The organism is Pseudomonas donghuensis (assembly GCF_000259195.1).
GTDB classification, from domain to species: domain Bacteria; phylum Pseudomonadota; class Gammaproteobacteria; order Pseudomonadales; family Pseudomonadaceae; genus Aquipseudomonas; species Aquipseudomonas donghuensis.
In genome coordinates, this window is record NZ_AJJP01000207.1 from 1 (window position 1) to 20,844 (window position 20,844).

Consider the following 20,844-nt stretch of genomic DNA (forward strand, 5'->3'; position numbering starts at 1 on the left):
CTGTGGGAGCGGGCTTGCCCCGCGATGAACTCAGCGCGCCGCCCAGGCGTTGAAACGCTGCTCCAGTTCCTCGCCATGGTCCACCCAGAACCCGGCATCCACCGCCCGCGCCCCGGCCAGGTTGGCTTCTGCGGTCGGCAACTGCTGCTGGACAGTCGCCGGCAGCAGCTTCAACGCCTCGCGGTGTACCGGCCCGTAGGGGATCTGCTCGGAGAACACCTTCTGGGTCTGTGGCTGGCTGGCAAAGGCAATGAAATCCTCGGCCAACGCTTTGTTCGGCGTGCCCTTGACCACCGCCCAGTACTCCGGGTCGTACAGGCTCTGCGGCCAGACGATGCTGAGCTTCATGCCCTCCTTCTGCGCCGAGGCGATCCGGCCGTTGTAGGCCGCGCTCATGACCACGTCACCGGCGATCAGCCACTGCGCCGGTTGCGCGCCGGCTTCCCACCACTGGATATTGCCTTTGATCTGGTCCAGCTTGGCAAAGGCGCGGCTGACGCCCTCGGCGGTGCCGAGCACTTGATACAACTGCTCGGGCTTGACGCCGTCGGCGAGCAAGGCGATTTCCAGGGTGTACTTGGCGCCCTTGCGCAAGCCGCGCTTGCCAGGGAAGTCGGCAACGTTCCAGAAGTCCGCCCAGGAGCTCGGCGCCCTGGCCAGCTTGCCGTTGTCGTAGGCCATGACCATCGACCACACATAGGTGGCCACCCCGCATTCACTCAGGGTGCCCGGCACGAACTGCGCCGGGTCGCCGAAGCGCGCCGGATCGAGGCGTTCGAACAGGCCCTCGTCGCAGCCGCGCAGCAGCTCCGGGCTTTCGACTTCGACCACATCCCAGCTGGTATGGCCGACATCGACCATGGCCTTGATCTTCGACAGCTCACCGTTGTACTCGCCGGCAACCACGCGTCCTGCACCGCTGGCGTTGAAAGGTTGGAAGTAGGCCTTGTCCTGGGCCTGCTTGGTGGCACCGCCAAAAGAGATGACGGTGAGGTTCTGCGGCGCAGCCGACACGGCGCTGCACAGCAAAACCAGGGCAAAGGGAACACAGCAACGCAAGGATCTGGACATGAAGCGGTTCCTCTAATAGGCCGACGCGCCCGCACGCGCCGGCCGCTTGTGGGCTTACAGGCGACCGAATTCGCGGGCGGTACGGTCTACGGCGGTACGGGTCTTGTCGACCAGTTCATCGATGTCGGCGTGGCTGGCCACCAGGGCCGGGGCCATGATCATTCGGCCCAGGGTCGAGCGGATGATCAGGCCTTCTTCAAAGCCGAGGGTGCGGCAACGCCAGGCCATGTCGTTTTCGTTGGCGAAGCGCTTGCGGCTGGCCTTGTCTTCGGCGAACTGCAAGGCGGCAACCAGGCCGGTGCCCTGCACCTCGCCAATCAATGGGTGGTTGCCGAACACCTCACGTAGGCAGCGCTGCAGGTACGGGCCGGTCTGCTGCTTGACCCGGCTGACGATGCCCTCGTCGCGCAAGGCCTTGAGGTTGGCAATCGCCACCGCCGCCGCCACCGGGTGGCCGGAATAGGTCAGGCCGTGGGCGAACACCCCGCCCTGCTCCACCAGCACTTGTGCCATGCGCTTGGAGAGGATCAGGCCGCCCATGGGGATGTAGCCGCTGGTCAGACCCTTGGCGATCGACAGGGTGTCGGGCTCGAAACCGAAGTGCTGGTGGGCGAACCACTCGCCGGTCCGGCCAAAGCCACCGATCACCTCATCGGCGCACAGCAGCACGTCGTATTGACGGCAGATGCGCTGGATTTCCGGCCAGTAGCTTTCGGGCGGGAAGATCATGCCGCCAGCGCCCTGGAACGGCTCGGCAACGAAGGCAGCAACGTTCTCGGCACCCAGTTCGAGGATCTTTTCTTCCAGCTGGCGCGCCGCGCGCAGGCCGAATTCGGCCGGGGTCAGGTCGCCTTCGTGGGCGAACCAGTACGGCTCGTCGATGTGTGCAACATCGGGGATCACCCCGCCCATGTCGTGCATGAACTTCATCCCGCCCAGCGCCGTAGCGCCCAGGGTCGAGCCGTGGTAGCCGTTCCAGCGGCCGATCATGATCTTCTTCTGCGGCTGGCCGAGGATCTGCCAGTAGCGGCGCACGGTACGGATCAGCACCTCGTTGGCTTCGGAGCCGGAGTTGGTGTAGATCGCGTGGCTGTAGTGCGCCGGCAACAGGCTGAACAGCAGCTCGGACAGCTCGACCACCGCCGGGTGGGTGGTGTGGAAGAACATGTTGTAGTACGGCAGTTGCTCAAGCTGCTGGCTGGCGGCCGCGGCCAGGTCCTTGCGGCCATAGCCGAGGTTGGTGCACCACAGCCCCGACATGCCGTCCAGGTAGCGTTTGCCGTCGTTGTCCCACAAGGCCAGGCCTTGGCCACGGACGATCACCCGTGGGCCTTCGGCGTTCAGTGCCTTCTGGTCAAGAAAGGCATGAATGTGGTGCGCGGCGTCCCCTGCCTGGTAATCACCGGTGCTACGGACAGGTTTCTCTTGAGCGGTCATTGCGAGTCTCCTTGCGGGTTTTTATCGTGTTGAGTGCCCAGCACGCTTTCCAGCGGCTCGGGCTTGAACAGCGGCTTGCCCATCACACCCTTGATCCACAGCACGGCGATGATCGAGACGATCAGCAGCACCAGGCCTGCGTAGGCAAAAATCGAAAAGGTCATGTCCGGGCTCGGCGAGACGTTCCAGATCGCAAACAGCATGCCGGCGATACCGAACAGCTGCGGCAACGGGTAGAACGGCGTGCGGAACGGCCGCGCCACCTGCGGGTAACGCCGGCGCAGGGCGATGACGTTGATGTGGGTGATGATGTAGGCCAGCAACCAGGCCAGGGCGGCGGACAACAGCAGCTGGTTGATCGCATCGGCATGGTCGTGCATCAGCAGCAACGGCAGGCCGGTGACCGCAGCGATGAACAGCACTGCCACCCAGGGCGCACCGGTGCGCTTGCCCTGGCGCTTGAACACGCCGAAGGCCTGGCCGTTGCGGGCCATGCCCAAGAGCATGCGCGGGATCGCCGCCAGCGAGCTGTTGAGGGTGCTGCAGGTGGCGGTAATCGCAGCGGTGACCAGGAACACCTTGCCGGCCTCACCGAACACCGTGGTGGCGAACAGGTAGTGCGGCAGGCCGTTGCTGGCCAGTTCCGCCTGCGGCACGGTGAGCAAGGCACCCAGGCCGTACAGGCTGATGATCACGAAGATGATGGTCAGGCCGAGCATCATCGACCCCGGGATGTTGCGCTCCGGACGGCGGGTTTCTTCTACCAGCGGGCAGACGAACTCGGCGCCGACAAAGCCCCACACCGCCATCGCCGTCAGGGCGATCACCCCCAGGCCCAGCGGGTTCCAGTGGGCACTGTCGAACAACGCCGGGTTGGGCGCGACGATATCGCTGTTCATCGCGCTCAGGCCCATCACCAGCAACACCACGGTCATCACCACCGCCAGCACCGTTTGCAGGCGGGCGAAGATGTCGATGTTGAACAGGTTGAGCACGGTGAACAGCGCCAGCACCCCGAGGGCCACGGTCAAGGGCGGCATGGCGTGCGGGTAGACCTTGTCGATAATGAACTCCATCAGCAACAGCTCGGCCGACAGGGCGAACATCGCCACCACCACATAGCCGGAGAAGGTCGCCAGGATCGCCGGGAACTGACCGATGGCGACTTCGGTGTAGCTGCTCAGGCTGCCGGCGCGGGGGATCATCAGTGCCAGCTCCGAGAACGAACAGGCGTAGCTCAGGGCCAGCAGATAGGCCAGGCCCAGGGGCACGATAAAGCCCAGGCCGGCGATGCCGACGCCTTGCAGCATCAGCACCATGACGCCCTGGGACACCACCAGGCCGATAGCCACCGCCAACAGCGCAGTGAGGCCGAGTTTCTTGCGACTTGCAGGCGGAGCCAGGGCGCCGGTTTGCACGCTTGCATTGCTGTTCATCGGTTGCTCCGAGTTGTTGTTATTGGAAGAACAGAGTTGTTGCCTGTGCTGGCCTCATCGCTGGCAAGCCAGCTCCCACAGGCCTTCAGCCACGCAGCTGAATCCAGGTGGTTTTAAGCTGCGTGTACTTGTCGAACGAATGCAGCGACAGGTCGCGGCCAAAACCCGACTGCTTGCCGCCGCCAAAGGGCACGGTCACATCCAGGGCATCGACGGTATTGACCGACACCGTCCCGGCATTCAACCGCCGGGCGACGCGGTGGGCGCGGTTAAGGTCGTCGGTCCACAGCGAAGCCGCCAAGCCATAGATATGGTCATTGGCCATGGCCACTGCCTGGTCTTCGTCATCGAACACGCTGACCGCCAGCACCGGGCCGAAGACCTCTTCGCGGGCCAGGGTCATTTCAGCGGTTACGCCGGTAAAGATCGTCGGCTCGATGAAGTTGCTGGAGCCGTCGAAACTCAACTGCCGACCACCACACACCAGCTGCGCGCCCTCGGCCTGGGCCTGCTCGATGTAATGCATGATCCGCTGCGCCTGGCGGCTGTCGACGATGGCCCCGGCGCGGCTCGCCGGGTTCAGCGGATTGCCCGGCTGCAACTGGCGCGCCTTGTCGATCAGACGCGCAATGAACGCATCGGCGATCGAGCGCTGCACCAGCAGGCGCGAATTGGCCGAGCAGACTTCGCCCTGGTTGAAGAAGATCCCGAACGCGGCTTTCTCGGCCGCCAGGTCCAGGTCCTGGCAGTCGGCAAACACCAGGTTCGGGCTCTTGCCACCGCATTCGAGCCACACCTGCTTGAGGTTCGACTGCGCGGCGTACTGCATGAAGTACTTGCCGACCTCGGTGGAGCCGGTGAACGCCAGGGCATCGACGTCCATGTGCAGGCCCAGAGCGCGACCAGCCTCCTCGCCCAGGCCCGGCACGACGTTGAGCACGCCCCTGGGAATGCCCGCTTCAATCGCCAGCTCGGCCAGGCGCAGCGCCGAGAACGGCGATTGCTCGGCCGGTTTGAGCACCACGCTATTGCCCGCGGCCAATGCCGGGGCAAGCTTCCAGGCGGCCATGTCCAGCGGGAAGTTCCACGGCACCACGGCGCCGATCACCCCCAGCGGCACGCGGGTGATGGTCGCCAGGGCATTGCTGGCGGTCGGCGCCACCTGATCGTAGAGTTTGTCGAGGCTTTCGCCGTACCAGGCAAACACATGGGCGGCGCCCGGCACGTCGATGTTCCAGGCATCCATCACCGGCTTGCCCATGCTCAGCGAGTCGAGCAATGCCAGCTCATCGCGGTGTTCGAGCATCAATTGCGCCAGGCGCAGCAGCACGGCCTTGCGCTCGGTCGGTGCCCTCTTCGCCCAGGAGCCTTGCTCGAACGCCTGGCGAGCACTGTGCACGGCCTGGTCGACCTCGACCTGGCCGCAGGCTGCAACCTGGGCCAGTAGCTTGCCGGTGGCCGGGTTGATGACATCGAATCGCGCCCCGCTGCGCGCTTGACAGGCCTCGCCGTCGATAAACGCGCTGTCGATCAGGCGCTGCTGTTGCGCCAGGGTTGTCCACTCGTTGCAGTTTTTCACCGCAGACTCCTTATTGTTATCCGTTGTTGGAGAGGTATTCGGCCAAGCGGTCCATCAGGCGGTCACAGGCCGCCATCTGTTCGACGCTGACGAATTCATCCGGCTTGTGGCCCTGGTCCATGCTGCCCGGCCCGCACACCACGGCCGGGATCCCGGCCTGGTCGAACAAGCCGCCTTCGGTGCCAAAGGCCACGGTGCTGAAGGCGTCGCTGCCGCACAGCTGCGCAACCAGTTGCGCCGCCGCGCTCTCAGGCGCGGTGGCCAGGCCCGGGTAAGCGGACAGCGGCTCGAAGCGAATCGCCGTGTCGGCCTTGACCGCTTGCATGGCCGGCAGCAGCGTTTGCTGCGCATAACGTTGCAGCTCGTCCACCACCGCCTGCGGCTCGAAGGCCGGCAAGGCGCGTACCTCAAAGTCGAAGCGGCAAGTGGCCGGGACGATGTTCAGCGCCGTGCCGCCGTGGATCACCCCAACCTGCACGGTGGAGAACGCCGGATCGAAGCGCGCATCGTGATGCTCCGGCGCCGCCAGGCGCTGGCCGATGTCGCCCAGGCGGCCGATCAAGCGCGCCGCCTGCTCGATGGCGTTGACGCCATACGGCGCATAGGCCGAATGACACGGCGCACCGTGTACGTGGCAGCGCATGGCCAACTTGCCCTTGTGGCCGAGCACCGGTTTGAGCTCGGTGGGTTCGCCGATCAGGCACAGCGCCGGTTGCGGGATGCGCTGGGGCAGCACGTCCAGCAGGCTGCGCACGCCCAGGCAACCGACCTCCTCGTCATAGGAGAACGCCAGGTGCACCGGCCGGCGCAGGGGGCTGGCGAGAAACACCGGCACTGCCGCCAGCACCGAAGCCAGGTAGCCTTTCATGTCGGCAGTGCCACGGCCGTACAGCTTGCCGTCGCGCTCGGTGAGGCTGAACGGCTCGACCGTCCACGCCTGGCCGTCCACCGGCACTACGTCGGTATGCCCCGACAGCACCACCCCGCCCGCCACTGCCGGGCCGATGCTGGCCAGCAGGTTGGCCTTGGTCCGTTCGTCGTTGTAGATCAGCTCGCAGCTCACCCCCAGGCCGTGCAGGTAGTCGCGGACGAACTCGATCAAGGCCAGGTTCGAATCGCGACTGACCGTGGCAAAGCCGATCAGCCTGGCCAACAAGGCACGACTGCGCAGCTCACTCATCGCCCGGCACTCCGTAGCTCGGCGCCAGGGTCGGGTTGAGGGCGCGGGTCAGGTAGTCCTGCAACTGCGGCTGGTAAGCGGTCCAGAGTGTGTTCAGCTCGCCAATGGGGTTTTCCTCGGCCCAGTCCACGCGCAGGTCGACGATCGGCCAGAGCAGCTCGCCGACCACCGACAGCGCCGCCGAATGCACCGCCCCGGCTTCGCCGCCGGCGTCCTGGCCGGCCTGCAGCGCGCTCAGCAAGCGGGCGGCCAGGCAGCCCTCGCTGTTCTCGAAAACCTCGACCATGCGTTCGATCACCGCGCTGTTGGCCAGCAGGTTGCCCGCCGCCACGCATTGCTCACCGGCCACGGCATTGTGGATGCCCAGCGCATGGTTGCCGCTGAACAGCGCCGTGCGCCCCTGGGCATCGATCACCGCCACCTGGCGGTATTGGCTGTAACCGTTGCGGGTCAAGGCCCGGTCCAGGGCCTGGTGTGGCGCCAGGCCTTCATCGAGGCCGTCGAGTATCTGCGGGCCGAGGGCCGGCAAGGTGATGTTCTGGCTCGACACCGCACCGACGCCGCTGCGCAGCCACGGGCAGCGGGCGCCGACGGCGATGCTCGATGAGCTGATGGCAATGCCCAGTTGGCCGGTGTCGGCGCAGCGGCCAACGATGGAAAAGGTCATGGCACGCTCCTTATTCGGGGATGACCGCAATCACGTCGATTTCCATCAGCCACTGCGGCTGGCCGAGGGCGCTGACCACCAGGCCCGTGGAGATCGGAAACACGCCCTTGAGCCATTTGCCGACCTCCTGGTACACCGGCTCGCGGTAGCGCGGGTCGATCAGGTAGGTGGTGGTCTTGACGATATGACTGAGGTCGCTACCGGCCTCCTCCAGCAACTGCTTGACGTTGCGCATGGCCTGCTCGGCCTGGGCCCGTGGATCACCGAGGCCGACCAATTGGCCATTGAAGTCGGTGCCCACCTGGCCCCGCACATACACGGTGTTGCCGGCACGCACGGCCTGGCACAGGTCGTTGTCCAGGGTCTGGTTGGGGTAGGTGTCTTTGGTGTTGAACATGCGAATACGGGTATGAGTAGGCATCAACGGGCTCCGATCAGGCTGGCAGGTTGGCTGGACGCTTCGCGCTCGGCTTGGCGTTGCGCGGCGTCGCGGTAATTGAGGTAGGTGCGTTGCTTGGCAATGTGCTCGGCGATGTGCCTGGCGTCGTGCCACACGCCCCAGATAAACGCCGAGCCGCGCCGCGACAGCCATGGCAGGCCGACGAAATAAACCCCCGGCTCGCTGGACACGCCGCGCTGGTGGCGGGGCTTGCCGTTGTCTTTGAAGGCGTCGACCTGCAACCAGCTGTAGTCCACCGAATAGCCGGTGGCCCAGATGATGGTGCTGACGCCGGCCTTGGCCAGGTCGAGTTCGAGAATCGGCTGGGTCAGGCACTGCGGGTCGGGGAGAATCTCCCGCGCTTGCGGCTCTTGCGGCAGGTCGAGGCCATTGCGGGCGATATAGGCGTCGGCGGCATCGAGCAGCGCCAGGTAGTTTTCGTCACCGCGGGCGATGTTCTCGGCCAGGTTCGCCTCGAAACTGACCACGCCATTGTCAAAGCCCTTGGTCAGGCCGACCAGGGTCATGCCCTGCTGCGCCAGCCTGCGAAAATCGACCGTATGGCCGCCGCGCGCACCGCTGACGGCGATGGTCACGTGCTCCTTGCCCGGCTGCATGGTCTCGGCATCCCACTCGCCGAGCACGCCCAGCCACCAGCAGAAATCACGGTTGCGGTAGGCCCGTGGCGGCCGGTCGTGGGCACCGACCGAGAGGTACACCTGCTTGCCGGCGCGTTGCAGTTCATCGGCGATCTGCACCCCCGAGGAGCCGGCACCGACCACCAGCACCGCCCCTTCAGGCAGCTGCTGCGGGTTGCGGTACGCGGCCGAGTGGATCTGCAGCACGCTCGACTGTTGCGCGGCAATCGGCGGGATCACCGGGCGCTGGAACGGGCCGGTGGCGACCACCACCTGCTGGGCTTCGATCACCCCGTCGCTGGTTTGCACGGTGAACCCCGGGCGATCGCTGTTGCGCACGACCTGGGTGACATCGACGCCGGTGCGGATCGGCGCGTTGAACTTACGGGCGTAGGCTTCGAAGTAATCGGCAACCTGGTCCTTGCCGGCGAAGGCATCCGGGTCCAGGCCCTCGAATTCCAGGCCCGGGAAGCGGTCGTGCCAGGCCGGGCCGTTGGCCACCAGCGAATCCCAGCGGCCGGTGCGCCAGGCTTCGGCAATGCGCTTGCGTTCCAGCACCAGGTGCGGCACGCCCAGGCGGCTCAGGTGTTCACTCATGGCCACACCGGCTTGCCCGGCACCAACTACAAGCGTATCGATCTTGGTTTTATGGGTTGTCATGTCTGCGCCCTACTGAGTTGTCCCACGCGGGTAGCCGTGGGAGGGTGTAGGGCGCATTCTGGGAGCGCGCGGGAAAACGCGAAATTATGATTTTTGTGGTTGTTAGAGAGTAAAAAACTGGGGCTGCTTTGCAGCCCATCGCTGGCAAGCCAGCCCCCACAGGGATGTTGCACACCACAACTCCTGTGGGAGCTGGCTTGCCAGCGATCGAGCGCGAAGCGGTCGCTAGTACGTTTCTGGCGTTAGTCCAAAAGTGCCAAAAGGCCCACCTGTTGCGGATCGGCCGACGATTGACGACACTGCAGCTTTACCCTGCACAGTTGCCATCATGCCCCTGAACATTCGCCTGGCCCGCGTCGAAGACGCCCCCCTGCTGCCCGCCGTCGAGCGTTCGGCGGCGCAATCCTTTATCCATCATCACGGCCTTGAATGGATTGCCCAGGGGCCGGTCATGAGCACGGCTGAGCACCTGGCCTTTATCGATCAGGGCCATGAATGGGTGCTGGTAGACCCACACGATCAACCCCAGGGGTTTCTCTGCGCCACGCCGTCGGGTGCCGACCTGTTCGTTCATGAACTGTCGGTTGCCCAGCACGTCCAGGGTCAGGGCCATGGTCGCAGGCTGATCAACACCGCCTGCCAGTGGGCCCGCGAACACGACTTTCAGGGCCTGACCCTGACCACGTTCGCCCAGGTGCCCTGGAACGCGCCCTTCTATGCCCGCCTGGGTTTCGCGCTACTGACCGAACAGCAACTCAGCCCGGCCCTGCACCAGCAATTGACACGTGAACAGTTGCAGGGGCTGACCGGGCGCTGCGCCATGCGCCTTGATCTTCAGCCCTTGTCCTGAGCCTGCTCGCCGGCGCGTTCAGCCTGGCGCAGTTGCGCTTCCTGCTTGCCAATCAGCTGCAACTGGCGGCGCAGCTCCGAGACCCGTTCGGCCAGGCTCAAGGCCAGGTCCTTGTTCTGTTTCTCCAGTTCGTCACGTGATCCGCTGAGCTGCGCAAGCTTCACGTCCAGCCCGTGGATCTGCGCCTGCTGACGCTCGCTCTGGGTCTTGAAGCCACGCTGGGCCTCCTTGAGAGTGCGGATCTGCACCAGCAAGCCTTCGTTGTCGCGGTTCAGCCGGGTCAGCTCGTCCTGTTTGACCATCAGGGTCTGCTGCAACTGGCGCACTTCCACCTGCAGCAACTGCACCTGGGCCTCATGACGGCGCTGATCCTGATCACGCTGCTCGCGGCTGGCGTTGCGGTAATGCTCAAGGGCATCGCGGGCATGCTGGTGCTTGTCTTCCAGCGAGCGGATCTGCTCGTCCTTGTCCGCCAGACGCAGGTTCAGCTCGCCGACGGCCTGGTTGAGGGTGGCGTTACGCGTCTGCTCGCTTTGCAGGGTGCTGCGGGCGGTGGCCAAGGCTTCTGACTCGCCGGCCAGTGCCGCCGCCTGGATGTCGTGCTGCTGTTGCAATGCGGCCAACGCCTGCTGGCTGATCTGTACTTGCGCGAGCAACGTCTGGCGCTGTTGTTCAAACGCGCTACGGGCTTGCTCGATGCGCGCCTCGCCCTCCTCCCGCAACTGTTCAGCCAGTTGCTCGACCAATGTCGCCAGCGTGCCACTGAGGTTTGGCGTACTGGCAGGCACGGCGGGCTGCAGGCTCTCCAGCGCTTTCAGGTAACGGTGAATGGTGGTTTTCGAACCGGTATTGCCCAGTTCGATACGTACCGCATCGATACTTGGATGCTCGCCACGGGCCAGCAATGCTTGCCGCGCCTTGTGCACTAATGCCTGGTTGATGCCGCCACGGGCCATGTCAGCTCCTACGATTTCGTACTGTGATACGTACCATGTATTTACATACTATCTCATCGCCTGATTCTGTGCCTGATGAACCTGCTACTGAGATAAAATAATCACGGCTTATCGCATCTAAGGCGCTAAAATGCCGAGTAAAAGTGCCCGGGCGGTACGACAGGCGAGGAACCAGGCGATGAATACGATCGAGCGCTATCTGCAGGCGGCGGTGCGCGACAACACCCGGCGCAGCTATCAGGCGGCGGTGGAGCACTTCGAAGTGAGCTGGGGCGGTTTTTTGCCGGCCACCGCAGACAGCATCGCCCGCTACCTGGCCGACCACGCCCAGAGCCATTCGATCAGCACCCTCAAGCAGCGCCTAGCAGCGCTGGGCCAATGGCATGTCAGCCAGGGGTTTCCCGACCCGACCAAGGCACCGCTGGTGCGGCAGATGCTCAAGGGCATTCGCACCCTGCATCCGGCAGAGCCCAGGCAAGCCGCACCGCTGCTCATACAGCATCTGCAAACCGCGGTTGCGGTACTGGAAGGCGAAGCGACCCAGGCCCGCGCCCGGCACGATTTGCCTGCGCTACTGCGCGCCAGCCGTGACAAGGCCTTGCTGTTGATCGGTTTCTGGCGAGGATTTCGCGGTGATGAACTGGCGCGCCTGCAGGTCGAGCATATCCAGGCGCAGGCGGGCGTCGGCATGACGATCTTCCTGCCGCGCAGCAAGGGCGACCGCCAGGCGCTCGGCGTGCGGCACCGGGCACCGGCGCTCAAGGTCCTGTGCCCGGTGCAGGCTTACCTGCAGTGGATCGAAGTGGCGGGCATTGCCCACGGGCCGGTGTTTCGCAAGCTCGACCGCTGGGGCAACCTCGGCGAACAGGCCCTCAACAGCAACAGCTTGATCGCTTTGCTGCGACGCATCCTTGAGCGCGCAGGTGTTCCGGCAGCTTTATATACCGGTCACTCGCTACGCCGCGGGTTTGCCACCTGGGCCAGCAGCAATGGCTGGGAGCTCAAGGCGCTGATGAGCTATGTCGGCTGGAAGGATGCCAAGTCGGCGCTGCGCTATATCGATGCCTCGGTGTCGTTTGGCGAGCTGGCGCTGCTCGAAGGTGGCAGCACCGCTGGGCTACTGACGGATCAGGCTTAAAACAGAGAGTGAAGGTGCTGGCCTCATCGCGGGTCAAGCCCGCTCGCACAGGTCTTGCGGGCGCAATTCCACAGGCGGGCAATGTCGCGGGCCCGCGCCTGGAGCAAGGCTGGTGCATTGGCACAGGCCGCCTCCAGGGTCATCGGCCCGCTGGTCAAGGCAAATGCGGCATTGATGCCGTGGGCGTACAGCTGTTCGTAGCCATCCCCCAGCGTGCCGGCGATCACCACCACCGGCACGGCGTGGCGCCGCGCCACCCGGGCCACGCCGAACGGCGTCTTGCCGCGCAGGGTTTGCGCGTCGAAACGGCCTTCGCCGGTAATCACCAGGTCAGCCCCCTGCACCGCCGCCTCCAGCCCGGCCAGTTCCGCCACGACCTCGATCCCCGGGCGGAAGGCGGCCTGCATGAACGCCTTGGCGGCAAAGCCCATGCCGCCGGCCGCGCCACATCCGGGAAAATCCCGCACGTCGGCGCCCAGCAGTTGTGCGCAGTGATCGGCAAAGTGCCCAAGGGCCTGGTCCAGGGCTTCTACCTGCTCGGGGCTTGCGCCCTTTTGCGGGCCGAAAATCGCTGACGCGCCATTGCTGCCACACAGCGGGTTGTCAACGTCCGCGGCGACTTCCAGCTGTACATCAGCCAGACGCGAGTCCAGCGCGCTGGCGTCGATACGGGCAAGCCGAGCCAAGGCCAGGCCGCCGTCGGCCAGCGGCTGATGATCAGCATCGAACAACCGCAGGCCCAGCGCACGCAGCATGCCGCTGCCGGCGTCATTGGTCGCACTGCCGCCGATGGCCAGGATGATCCGCCGGGCACCGGCATCCAGTGCCGCGCTGATCAGCTGGCCGGTGCCGAAGGTGCTGCTGCGGCACGCATCGCGCTGATCGAGGCGAAGCAGTTGCAAGCCGCTGGCGGTGGCCATTTCGATGATCGCCGTGTGGCTCTCGGCCAACCAGCCCCAGCCCGCCTCCACCGGCTCACCCAGCGGCCCGCGCACCTGCAGGCCGCGCAACTCGCCAGCACAGGCGGCAACGATGGCCTCCATGCTGCCCTCACCGCCGTCGGCCATCGGGCACTGGACCAGTTGCGCCTGCGGCAATACCTGGGCAATACCTGCGGCAATGGCCGCAGCCACACCTTCAGCGCTGAGGCTGTCCTTGAACGAGTCGGGGGCGATGACGATTTTCATGGGGGTCTCCTGATCCAGATGCCTGCATGCTGACAGCTGGGCCTTCATCGGGCGTCGGTCGAATGCACAAAAACCGCCGCGCTTTGTTTGGCACTTGGCCAAAGCCGGTGTCAGCTACCGGCCGGCAGCAACTGCAAGCCCAGGTACAAGCTGAGCATCCCTTCCAGCCGCAACGGGTCGACCTCGCTCAGCTCGGCGATGCGTTCCAGGCGGTAGCGCAGGCTGTTGCGGTGAATGCCCAGGGCGTCGGCACAGGCCTGGCTCTGGCCATCATGGGCGCACCAGGCGCGCAGGGTGGCCAGCAACTGGCCGCTGTTGTCCTTGGCGCGGATGCGCTGCAGCGGTTCGAGCACTTCGTCCAGGGCGTCATCGTTGCGGTGGCGCCACAGCAGGGCCGGCAGCCGATAGCGGCTCAGGGTCAGCACGCGCTCCGCCGGCAGCACTTCACGCCCATAGGCCAGCAGATCACGCACCCGGCGGTAGCCGCGGCGCAATTGCTCCAGGCTTTGCGTCGCCGTCCCAGCGGCCAGGCGCTGGACCTGCCAGCCGTGACGCTGCAGCCGCTCAAGCAATTTCAACTCATCCAGGGCGACGCTGGCGGGCCGGCACCATAACAGCGATTGGCGTGCCGGGCTGACGCACCAGCTGTCTGGATAGCGGCTCATCAACCAGCTGGCCAGCGCTTCAGCGGGAGGCCCGGCATCCAGTTCGAACAGGCAGGGAATGCGCGGCAACTGCGGCTTGAGCCCGAGCTGCCGGGCTTCATCGACCAAGCGCGGCGAGTCGCCAGAGCCTCCCAGCAACAAGGCCAGCAAGTCATCACAACGTTGCCGCCGCCACTGTTGCTCGACCTGCAGATGACGCTGGGCCAGGAGCATTTCGGCGGTCATGCGCACCAACTCGCCATAGGTACGCAACTGCTGCGGATCACCGGTCAGGCCAAGTACGCCGATCAGCCGCCCGTCGAGAAACAGCGGCAGGTTGACCCCGGGCTGCACGCCCTTCAGGCACTTGGCCGCGTCCACGTCGAGCTCGACGATACGGCCGTTGGCCAACACCAGCTGCGCACCCTCATGGCGGGTGTTGATGCGCTCCGGTTCGCCGCTGCCCAGGATCAGGCCCTGGCTGTCCATGACGTTGACGTTGCACGGCAGGATCGCCATCGCCCGCTCGACGATGTCTTGTGCCAGGTCATGGTCCAGTTCGAACATGGGAGGATCCTTGTTGTCGCAATGATTGGTCCGGGGCACAGCAGGCCAGGCGAAATGCTGTGCAAAAGCACAAAGACAGCCACGGCCCGCTCACCGAGACTCGTCGCAGCAGCCGCCTTGACGCAGGTTGCGGCGATAAACATAACAACAGAGAGAGAATCATGTCATACAGCCCTGCCCCTGACCAAGGCCAAGACGTCACCCGCAATGCGCTGTATCGGCGCATTACCCTGCGGCTGATTCCGTTCATCTTCATCTGCTACCTGTTCAACTACCTGGACCGGGTCAACGTCGGCTTCGCCAAGCTGCAGATGCTCGATGCACTCACGTTCAGCGAAACCATCTACGGCCTGGGTGCCGGGATCTTCTTCATCGGCTACGTACTGTGCGGCCTGCCCAGCAACCTGGCGCTCAATCGCTTCGGCCCACGGCGCTGGATCGCGCTGATGATGATCGCCTGGGGCACGCTGTCGACCTGCCTGCTGTTCGTCACCACGCCGATGGAGTTCTATGTGCTGCGCCTGTTTACCGGCGCTGCCGAAGCGGGCTTCTTCCCCGGCATCGTGCTGTACCTTTCGCGCTGGTTCCCGGCGGCCCGTCGCGGGCGGATCATGTCCCTGTTCATGTCGGCGATCCCGGTATCCGGGCTGCTCGGCGGGCCGTTCTCGGGCTGGATTCTCAATCACTTCGCCGCCGGCCAGCATGGCCTGGCCGGCTGGCAGTGGATGTTCCTGATCCAGGGCCTGCCCACCGTGCTGCTGGGCTTTCTGGCGATTTTCCTGCTCAGCGATGGCTACGCCAAAGCTACGTGGCTGAGCCCGGCCGAGCGCCAGATGATCGAGGCCGACCTCAAGGCCGATGCCGCCAGCAAGCCGGTGACGAGCAGCGACAGCCTGCTGTCGGTGTTCGCCAATCCGCTGATCTGGACCTTCGGTTTCGTCTACTTCTGCATCCAGAGCGGCGTCTACGCGATCAACTTCTGGCTGCCGTCGATCATCAAGAACCTGGGCTTCAGCGATGCCTTGCTGATCGGCTGGCTGAGTGCGATCCCCTACCTGCTGGCCGGGGTGTTCATGCTGCTGGTCGGGCGTTCGGCAGACCTGCGCAACGAGCGGCGCTGGCATTTGGTGGTGCCGATGCTGATGGGGGCACTGGGGTTGCTGATCGCAGTGAACTTCGCTCACAGCCCGGTGATCGCCATTATCGGCTTGAGCATCGCCACCATGGGCGCCCTCACCGGCCTGCCGATGTTCTGGCCGATGCCGACCGCCCTGCTCAGCGCCGGCACTGCCGTGGCGGGCCTGGCAATCATCAACTCGGTCGGGCAGATGGCCGGCTTTCTCAGCCCCTACCTGGTCGGGTTCATCAAGGACCAGACCGGCTCCACCGATGCCGCGCTGTATTCGCTGGCGGGGTTGATTGTGTTTGGCAGCCTGGTGGCGTTGCGGGTTTCGCGGGCGCGGGCTTCCGGGACGGTGGCTGAGCCGGCGAACTGATCAACTGCGCAGCGATGCTTTTAATCCCTCGGCGAACTGTGTAAAACAGATCGAATTCCAACCGCGAAGGGACTTTCGATCATGATCTACCGTCCTCTGGGCCACAGCGGCCTGCAGGTGTCAGCGCTGACCCTGGGCAGCATGATGTTCGGCGAGCCGACCAGCACCGAAGACTCGCTGCGTATCATCGACAAGGCCTGGGACCAGGGCATCAACTTCATCGATACCGCCGACGTGTACAACGCCGGGCGTAGCGAAGAAATCGTCGGCGAGGCCATCGCCCGCAACCGCCAGGGCTGGATCCTCGCCTCCAAGGTCGGCTTCGGCCCCGCCGAGGGCCTGCCCAACCGCAGCGGCCTGAACCGCAAGCATATTTTCAATGCCATCGACGCCAGCCTGACCCGGCTGGGCACCGATTACCTGGACATCTATTACCTGCACCGCGAAGACCATAGCACCCCGCTGGAGGTCAGCGTCAGCGCCATCGGCGACCTGCTGCGCCAGGGCAAGATCCGCCACTGGGGCGTGTCCAACTTCCGTGGCTGGCGCATCGCCGAAATCTGTAACCTGGCCGAGCGCCTGGGCGTGGCCAAGCCTGTGGTCAGCCAGCCGCTGTACAACATCGTCAACCGCCAGGCCGAGCCCGAGCAGCTCACCGCCGCCGCTTACCATGGCCTGGGCATCGTGCCGTTCAGCCCGTTGGCCCGTGGCGTGCTCAGCGGCAAGTACAGCCCCAATTCCAACCCCGATGCCAACAGCCGCGCCGGGCGCCAGGACAAGCGCATCCTGGAGACCGAATGGCGGCCCGAATCGCTGGAAATCGCCCAGAAGATCCAGGCCTATACCCAGGCCAAGGGCATCGGCATGGTCGAGTTCGCGATTGCCTGGGTGCTCAACAACCAGCTGATCAGCTCGGCCATTGTCGGCCCGCGCACCGAAACCCAGTGGGACACCTACAGCGGCGCCCTGGCGGTGAAGATCACGGCTGAAGACGAAGCCTTCATCGATTCGCTGGTCACTCCGGGCCACGCCTCGACCCACGGCTACAACGATGCCGCGCACTTCGTCAGCGGGCGCCTGGCGCGCTAAGTTCGCTGCCGAGCAGGTGGCTGATGGCAGCCTTGAGCCTCATCGGCCGCACCGGCTTGTGCATCAGGGTGTGGCCCTGCTCGCGCACTTGCTGCTTGAGCTCGTTGCTGTAGTTGGCGGTGATCATCAACGCGGCCAGCGGCACACGCCGTTGGGCGTTGATCGCCGCCACCGCATCGACGCCATTGCGGCCGTTGTCCAGGTGATAGTCGGCGATCAACAGGTCGGCGTCGGCGCGGTCGGTCGCCACCTGACGCGCCAGGTCCTGTTCGCTCAAGGCAGTTACCACCTCGCACCCCCACTGCTCCAGCAAGGTGCGCATCCCCGCACAGATCGCCGCGTCGTTATCCAGCACCCAGATGCGTGCACCCTCCAGGCGTTCGCGCAGCGGCTCACTGAGGTCAGGCTCCACCGCTCTTTGCGGTGCCCGTTGGCTTTGCGGTACGCCAATGGCAAACACCGAGCCCTTGCCGGGCACTGAACGCAACTGCAGGCGATGACCGAGAATCCCGGCGATTTTGTCGACGATCGCCAGGCCAAGCCCCAATCCGCGATCCTGGTCCGGACGCTGGATATCACCACGCTTGAACTCCTGGAAGACTTCCTCACGGCGGTCCTCGGCGATACCGATGCCGGTGTCCCAGACTTCGATCCACAGCGTCGCGCCACGACGCCGGCAACCAAGCAGCACGCGTCCACGCGGGGTATAGCGAATGGCATTGCTGAGCAGGTTGCGCAGGATCCGCGCCAACAACTGGATATCGCTGTGCACGCTCAGGCGGCACGGCACGTAGTCCAGGCGCAGGCCCTCACTGGCGGCGGCATGGGCATATTCGGCGGCGAGGTTGTCGAGCAGGTCACTGACCGCGAAAGTCGCAAGGTCTGCCTTGATCACCCCGGCATCGAGCTTGGAGATGTCCACCAGGGTGCCCAGCAGGTTCTCGACATCATCCAGCGAGTTGCTGACGTTGCGCACCAGCGCCGGGTTGGCGCTGCTTTGTTCGAGCAAAGCGCTGGTGAACAGCCGCGCGGCGTTCAAGGGTTGCAGCAGGTCATGGCTGACGGCGGCGAGAAACTTGGTCTTCGACAGGTTGGCCTGCTCGGCGTCCTGTTTAGCCTTGCTCAGTTCGGCGGTGCGTTCACGCACTCGCACTTCGAGGTTCTGGTAAGCCTGGTGCAAGGCCTCGGCGGTGCGCCGGCGCTCGGTAATGTCGCGGATCAGCACGAAGATCCCGACCACCTCGCCATTGGCCAGGCGATTGGGCACGTAGGAGCGCAGCATGTAGCGTTCCTGGCCGTTGACATGGGTTTCGGCGCATTCGAACGTCACGCTTTCGCCGGCCAGGGCCCGCTGGATGTAGCCCTCCAGGCGCTGATAGTGCTCCGGGCTGTGCACCTCGCGCAGGCTCTGCCCAAGCATCACCCCCGGCGGCCAGCAGTACCACTGCTCGTACACCTTGTTGGTGAACTCGTAGACCAGCTCGGCATTGAGGTAAGCGATCAAGGCCGGAACATGGTCGGTGATCAGGCGGATCCAGCGCTCGCTTTCGCTCAGCGCTTGCGCGTGCTGGTAACGCTCGGTGATGTCGGTGAAGGTGTTGACGAAGCCGCCGGTGGGCAGCGGGTGGGTGCGGATCTCGAGCATGCGGCCATCGAACAGGCGTTGTTCCCGTTCATGCACGCAACGGCCATTGCCGTCGCGACTGGCCGGGGTCAGCAGGGCCAATTCGCTGTCGGCGATCACCTCGGCAAAACTGCGGTGCGCAGCGATTGGCGCCAGGCCGCTGAGCTCGAGAAAGCGCCGGTTCCACAGTTCCAGCACGCCATCGGCATTGACCATGGCCACGCCCTGGGAAAGGTTGTCGACCGCCCGTTGCAGCAAATAGGATTTCTGCGCCACCGCCTGCTCACGGCGCCGGGTTTCGCTGTGCTTGACCTCGGTGATATCGGTGAACAGCATCACCCGCCCGCCGTCGCGGGTCGCCCGCTCGCTGACCTGCAGCCAGCGTCCGCCTTGCAATCGGTACAGCAGGTGATCGTCATTGGCGCCGCGTTGCTCTTCGCTGAACAGGCCGCTGCTGTGCATCAGGCGCTTGACCTCGGCCAGGCGCATGCCGCTGATGATGCGGATACGGCTGCCTGCCCAGAACGCCTTGAAGCGGCTGTTGAACAGCACGATGCGCAAGTCCGGATCGAACAGCACGAAAGCGTCGGAAATACTCTCGATGGCATCGACCAGGTACTGGTGAGCGGTCTCGGCGCGCAAGCGCGCATCGCTGAGCAGGTGGTTGCTGGCCTTGAGTTCGACCAGGGTCTGGTTCAGGGCATCGGTGCGTTCACGCACCTGTTCGGCCAGCACCACCGAATGCTGAAACGCCGCATAGGAATCGTCCGGCCGCGCCGCCCCCGACTCCAGGCGTTCGATCAGTGCGGCGTTGATCCGCAGCAGCTTATGGTTGGCCCGCTGCAGCTCGGCCAAGCGCAGATCACTGCTGTCGCTGGCCACGGGGCCGTCCGATGGCAACGCCGGTGAAGGTCTGGTTGATGTGCATGCCATTGAACTGTTCTCCATAGGAGTTAAAGCCCAGCACCCGCTGGCGGCGCAGGAAACTGCCGACTTCGGCCAGGCTGTCGCTGCCTTCCAGCTCCAGGCGGCGCAGGAAGCAATCGCAGCCGATGGCCAGCAACAGCGGCCCGAGGCGCTCACGCAGCCCGTCGAACAGGCCTTCAAGGTTGGGCAACAAGGGGCCGGGACGCATGGCGGTGAGGACGATGCCGTTCTCTACCGCGCAGTAGAAGCTCAGGCTCAGGTCCTCGTGGACCTGCTGAATGGCACGTACGTAGTAGCGCTCGTTGATGCGCACCGCCAACGGGTGGGCGGCGAAGGTACGGTGGTTGATCTGGCTGACCGGCACACCGATCAGTTGCGCGTATTCCAGCGCGGCAGGCTCGGCATTGAGCTCGTAGACCCGGCGCAGGTTGCGGTCGGCGCGGGTGACCACCAGTTTCTCCGTGCGAGGTTCGATGTGATGGGTGGTGAACACCTCGAAGTCCAGCCAGGTATTGACCAGCAACACCACGGCGGCGCCGCTGCGAAAAGCACCGTCGAAATAGACGTGGGTGTGGTTGAGGTAATTGTCATCGCCTGCCGAGCCGCCAAAATGCGGAATATCGCCCAGCGCCGCACTGAGCGCCGCCAGGACCATCTCCTCGCGGCTGGACAGGCCGTCGAGCAAGGTCAGGGCAAAGCTGTGGCCCTTGATCGGTGCCAGGGTATTGCTGCGGCACTCGCCCACCAGCCGCTCGACCGTGGCTTGTGCCTGGATCAGGCTGAACGCCGGCATGGCGTCGATGAGTCCGGCGGCAATCGAGAACTGGCGGTGATCAAAGCCCAGGGCGGTGATGCAGCCCCGGCCATAGCCGTCGGGGGTCAGTTCGCCGGCGCTGGTGCAACCGGCCAGGCGAATGCCGCCAAAGCTCTGTTGCAGGGCCTGGGCCAGGGCCGGCAGATCGTACTCGGCGGAGCAAAAGAACAGCACGAAGCCCAGGTGCGGGTGCAGCAGCTGGCTGGCCAGCTCCTGGGCGGCGAGCTCGGCGGCGCTGGCCCGCGACACGGCACTGATCACCCCCTCGGCTTGAAACTGCTGCATGGCTGCCTCCTGGGTGGGCATTGATGGATGCAGGCAGTTTATGGAGGCTCGGGAGCGGGCCGAATGCTACTTGGGTACTGGGTGTGGGTGGCATTGGTTGTAGAACGGAACCTGTGGGAGCTGGCTTGCCATGCACATAACGCGGCGCCTGGATTACGAC

The 20,844-nt window shown here is 64.9% G+C and carries 17 protein-coding genes; 4 read left to right on the forward strand and 13 right to left on the reverse strand.

All coding sequences use genetic code 11. The features are described from left to right. Positions 1-30: 30 nt before the first annotated feature. The 8 genes from UW3_RS0101820 to UW3_RS0101855 form a co-directional block, all read right to left on the reverse strand. On the reverse strand, positions 31-1,071 hold the full coding sequence (locus UW3_RS0101820) for an ABC transporter substrate-binding protein (RefSeq protein WP_010220454.1): 1,041 nt from the start codon (positions 1,069-1,071) through the stop codon (positions 31-33). A gap of 54 nt (positions 1,072-1,125) precedes the next feature. Next, on the reverse strand, positions 1,126-2,508 hold the full coding sequence (locus tag UW3_RS0101825; protein ID WP_010220455.1) for an aspartate aminotransferase family protein: 1,383 nt from the start codon (positions 2,506-2,508) through the stop codon (positions 1,126-1,128). After that, the gene (locus tag UW3_RS0101830; protein WP_010220456.1) at positions 2,505-3,944 is read right to left on the reverse strand and encodes an APC family permease; all 1,440 of its coding nucleotides are present in this window, start codon (positions 3,942-3,944) and stop codon (positions 2,505-2,507) included. Before UW3_RS0101830 ends, UW3_RS0101825 begins: the two co-directional genes overlap by 4 nt. An 85-nt stretch (positions 3,945-4,029) precedes the next feature. Next, a complete protein-coding gene (locus tag UW3_RS0101835) occupies positions 4,030-5,523 on the reverse strand; it encodes an aldehyde dehydrogenase (RefSeq protein WP_010220457.1) in 1,494 nt (497 codons plus the stop codon). Positions 5,524-5,539: 16 nt separating this feature from the next. Continuing rightward, a complete protein-coding gene (gene argE / locus UW3_RS0101840) occupies positions 5,540-6,703 on the reverse strand; it encodes an acetylornithine deacetylase (protein ID WP_010220458.1) in 1,164 nt (387 codons plus the stop codon). Continuing rightward, a complete protein-coding gene (locus UW3_RS0101845; RefSeq protein WP_010220459.1) occupies positions 6,696-7,370 on the reverse strand; it encodes a DUF1028 domain-containing protein in 675 nt (224 codons plus the stop codon). The genes argE and UW3_RS0101845 overlap by 8 nt, the downstream gene beginning before the upstream one ends. Before the next feature lie 10 nt (positions 7,371-7,380). Beyond that, the gene (locus tag UW3_RS0101850; protein WP_003201555.1) at positions 7,381-7,791 is read right to left on the reverse strand and encodes a RidA family protein; all 411 of its coding nucleotides are present in this window, start codon (positions 7,789-7,791) and stop codon (positions 7,381-7,383) included. Beyond that, positions 7,791-9,107, reverse strand: a complete 1,317-nt coding sequence (locus UW3_RS0101855) for a flavin-containing monooxygenase (RefSeq protein ID WP_010220460.1) — start codon at positions 9,105-9,107, stop codon at positions 7,791-7,793. The genes UW3_RS0101850 and UW3_RS0101855 overlap by 1 nt, the downstream gene beginning before the upstream one ends. Before the next feature lie 328 nt (positions 9,108-9,435). Between UW3_RS0101855 and UW3_RS0101860 the strand changes: the two genes are divergently transcribed. Beyond that, the gene (locus UW3_RS0101860) at positions 9,436-9,957 is read left to right on the forward strand and encodes a GNAT family N-acetyltransferase (RefSeq protein WP_010220462.1); all 522 of its coding nucleotides are present in this window, start codon (positions 9,436-9,438) and stop codon (positions 9,955-9,957) included. Here the strand turns inward: UW3_RS0101860 and UW3_RS0101865 are convergent. Continuing rightward, entirely contained in the window at positions 9,942-10,913 is a 972-nt protein-coding gene (locus UW3_RS0101865; protein WP_010220463.1) for a DNA-binding protein, read from the reverse strand. The two genes, UW3_RS0101860 and UW3_RS0101865, sit on opposite strands and share 16 nt — an antisense overlap. A 178-nt stretch (positions 10,914-11,091) precedes the next feature. Between UW3_RS0101865 and UW3_RS26365 the strand changes: the two genes are divergently transcribed. After that, the gene (locus UW3_RS26365) at positions 11,092-12,051 is read left to right on the forward strand and encodes a site-specific integrase (protein ID WP_010220464.1); all 960 of its coding nucleotides are present in this window, start codon (positions 11,092-11,094) and stop codon (positions 12,049-12,051) included. 23 nt (positions 12,052-12,074) lie between these two features. Here UW3_RS26365 and UW3_RS0101875 read toward each other — a convergent pair whose 3' ends face one another. Beyond that, positions 12,075-13,238, reverse strand: a complete 1,164-nt coding sequence (locus tag UW3_RS0101875) for a glycerate kinase (protein WP_010220465.1) — start codon at positions 13,236-13,238, stop codon at positions 12,075-12,077. Between the two features lie 110 nt (positions 13,239-13,348). Further along, the gene (locus UW3_RS0101880) at positions 13,349-14,449 is read right to left on the reverse strand and encodes a sugar diacid recognition domain-containing protein (protein WP_010220466.1); all 1,101 of its coding nucleotides are present in this window, start codon (positions 14,447-14,449) and stop codon (positions 13,349-13,351) included. Positions 14,450-14,610: 161 nt separating this feature from the next. On the opposite strand from UW3_RS0101880, the gene UW3_RS0101885 reads away from it, so the two are divergent. Both UW3_RS0101885 and UW3_RS0101890 read left to right on the forward strand, forming a co-directional pair. Continuing rightward, positions 14,611-15,945: an MFS transporter gene (locus UW3_RS0101885; RefSeq protein WP_010220467.1), complete on the forward strand. Its 1,335-nt coding sequence runs from the start codon at positions 14,611-14,613 to the stop codon at positions 15,943-15,945. A gap of 81 nt (positions 15,946-16,026) precedes the next feature. Next, entirely contained in the window at positions 16,027-17,034 is a 1,008-nt protein-coding gene (locus UW3_RS0101890) for an aldo/keto reductase (RefSeq protein ID WP_010220469.1), read from the forward strand. Here UW3_RS0101890 and UW3_RS0101895 read toward each other — a convergent pair. Together UW3_RS0101895 and nosP are read right to left on the reverse strand one after the other, a co-directional pair. Next, positions 17,012-19,591: a hybrid sensor histidine kinase/response regulator gene (locus UW3_RS0101895; protein WP_026001154.1), complete on the reverse strand. Its 2,580-nt coding sequence runs from the start codon at positions 19,589-19,591 to the stop codon at positions 17,012-17,014. The genes UW3_RS0101890 and UW3_RS0101895 overlap by 23 nt on opposite strands. Then, positions 19,521-20,684 carry a nitric oxide-sensing protein NosP gene (gene nosP, locus UW3_RS0101900; protein WP_010220471.1) on the reverse strand — a complete coding sequence of 388 codons (1,164 nt, stop codon included), beginning with the start codon at positions 20,682-20,684 and terminating at the stop codon, positions 19,521-19,523. Before nosP ends, UW3_RS0101895 begins: the two co-directional genes overlap by 71 nt. Positions 20,685-20,844 lie beyond the last annotated feature (160 nt).

Coding starts and splice junctions, on each gene's coding strand:
- UW3_RS0101820 (WP_010220454.1), bottom strand. CDS start 1,071: ATGTCCAGATCCTTGCGTTGCTGTGTTCCCTTTGCCCTGGTTTTGCTG.
- UW3_RS0101825 (WP_010220455.1), bottom strand. CDS start 2,508: ATGACCGCTCAAGAGAAACCTGTCCGTAGCACCGGTGATTACCAGGCA.
- UW3_RS0101830 (WP_010220456.1), bottom strand. CDS start 3,944: ATGAACAGCAATGCAAGCGTGCAAACCGGCGCCCTGGCTCCGCCTGCA.
- argE (WP_010220458.1), bottom strand. CDS start 6,703: ATGAGTGAGCTGCGCAGTCGTGCCTTGTTGGCCAGGCTGATCGGCTTT.
- UW3_RS0101845 (WP_010220459.1), bottom strand. CDS start 7,370: ATGACCTTTTCCATCGTTGGCCGCTGCGCCGACACCGGCCAACTGGGC.
- UW3_RS0101850 (WP_003201555.1), bottom strand. CDS start 7,791: ATGCCTACTCATACCCGTATTCGCATGTTCAACACCAAAGACACCTAC.
- UW3_RS0101855 (WP_010220460.1), bottom strand. CDS start 9,107: ATGACAACCCATAAAACCAAGATCGATACGCTTGTAGTTGGTGCCGGG.
- UW3_RS0101860 (WP_010220462.1), top strand. CDS start 9,436: ATGCCCCTGAACATTCGCCTGGCCCGCGTCGAAGACGCCCCCCTGCTG.
- UW3_RS0101865 (WP_010220463.1), bottom strand. CDS start 10,913: ATGGCCCGTGGCGGCATCAACCAGGCATTAGTGCACAAGGCGCGGCAA.
- UW3_RS26365 (WP_010220464.1), top strand. CDS start 11,092: ATGAATACGATCGAGCGCTATCTGCAGGCGGCGGTGCGCGACAACACC.
- UW3_RS0101875 (WP_010220465.1), bottom strand. CDS start 13,238: ATGAAAATCGTCATCGCCCCCGACTCGTTCAAGGACAGCCTCAGCGCT.
- UW3_RS0101880 (WP_010220466.1), bottom strand. CDS start 14,449: ATGTTCGAACTGGACCATGACCTGGCACAAGACATCGTCGAGCGGGCG.
- UW3_RS0101885 (WP_010220467.1), top strand. CDS start 14,611: ATGTCATACAGCCCTGCCCCTGACCAAGGCCAAGACGTCACCCGCAAT.
- UW3_RS0101890 (WP_010220469.1), top strand. CDS start 16,027: ATGATCTACCGTCCTCTGGGCCACAGCGGCCTGCAGGTGTCAGCGCTG.
- UW3_RS0101895 (WP_026001154.1), bottom strand. CDS start 19,591: ATGGCATGCACATCAACCAGACCTTCACCGGCGTTGCCATCGGACGGC.
- nosP (WP_010220471.1), bottom strand. CDS start 20,684: ATGCAGCAGTTTCAAGCCGAGGGGGTGATCAGTGCCGTGTCGCGGGCC.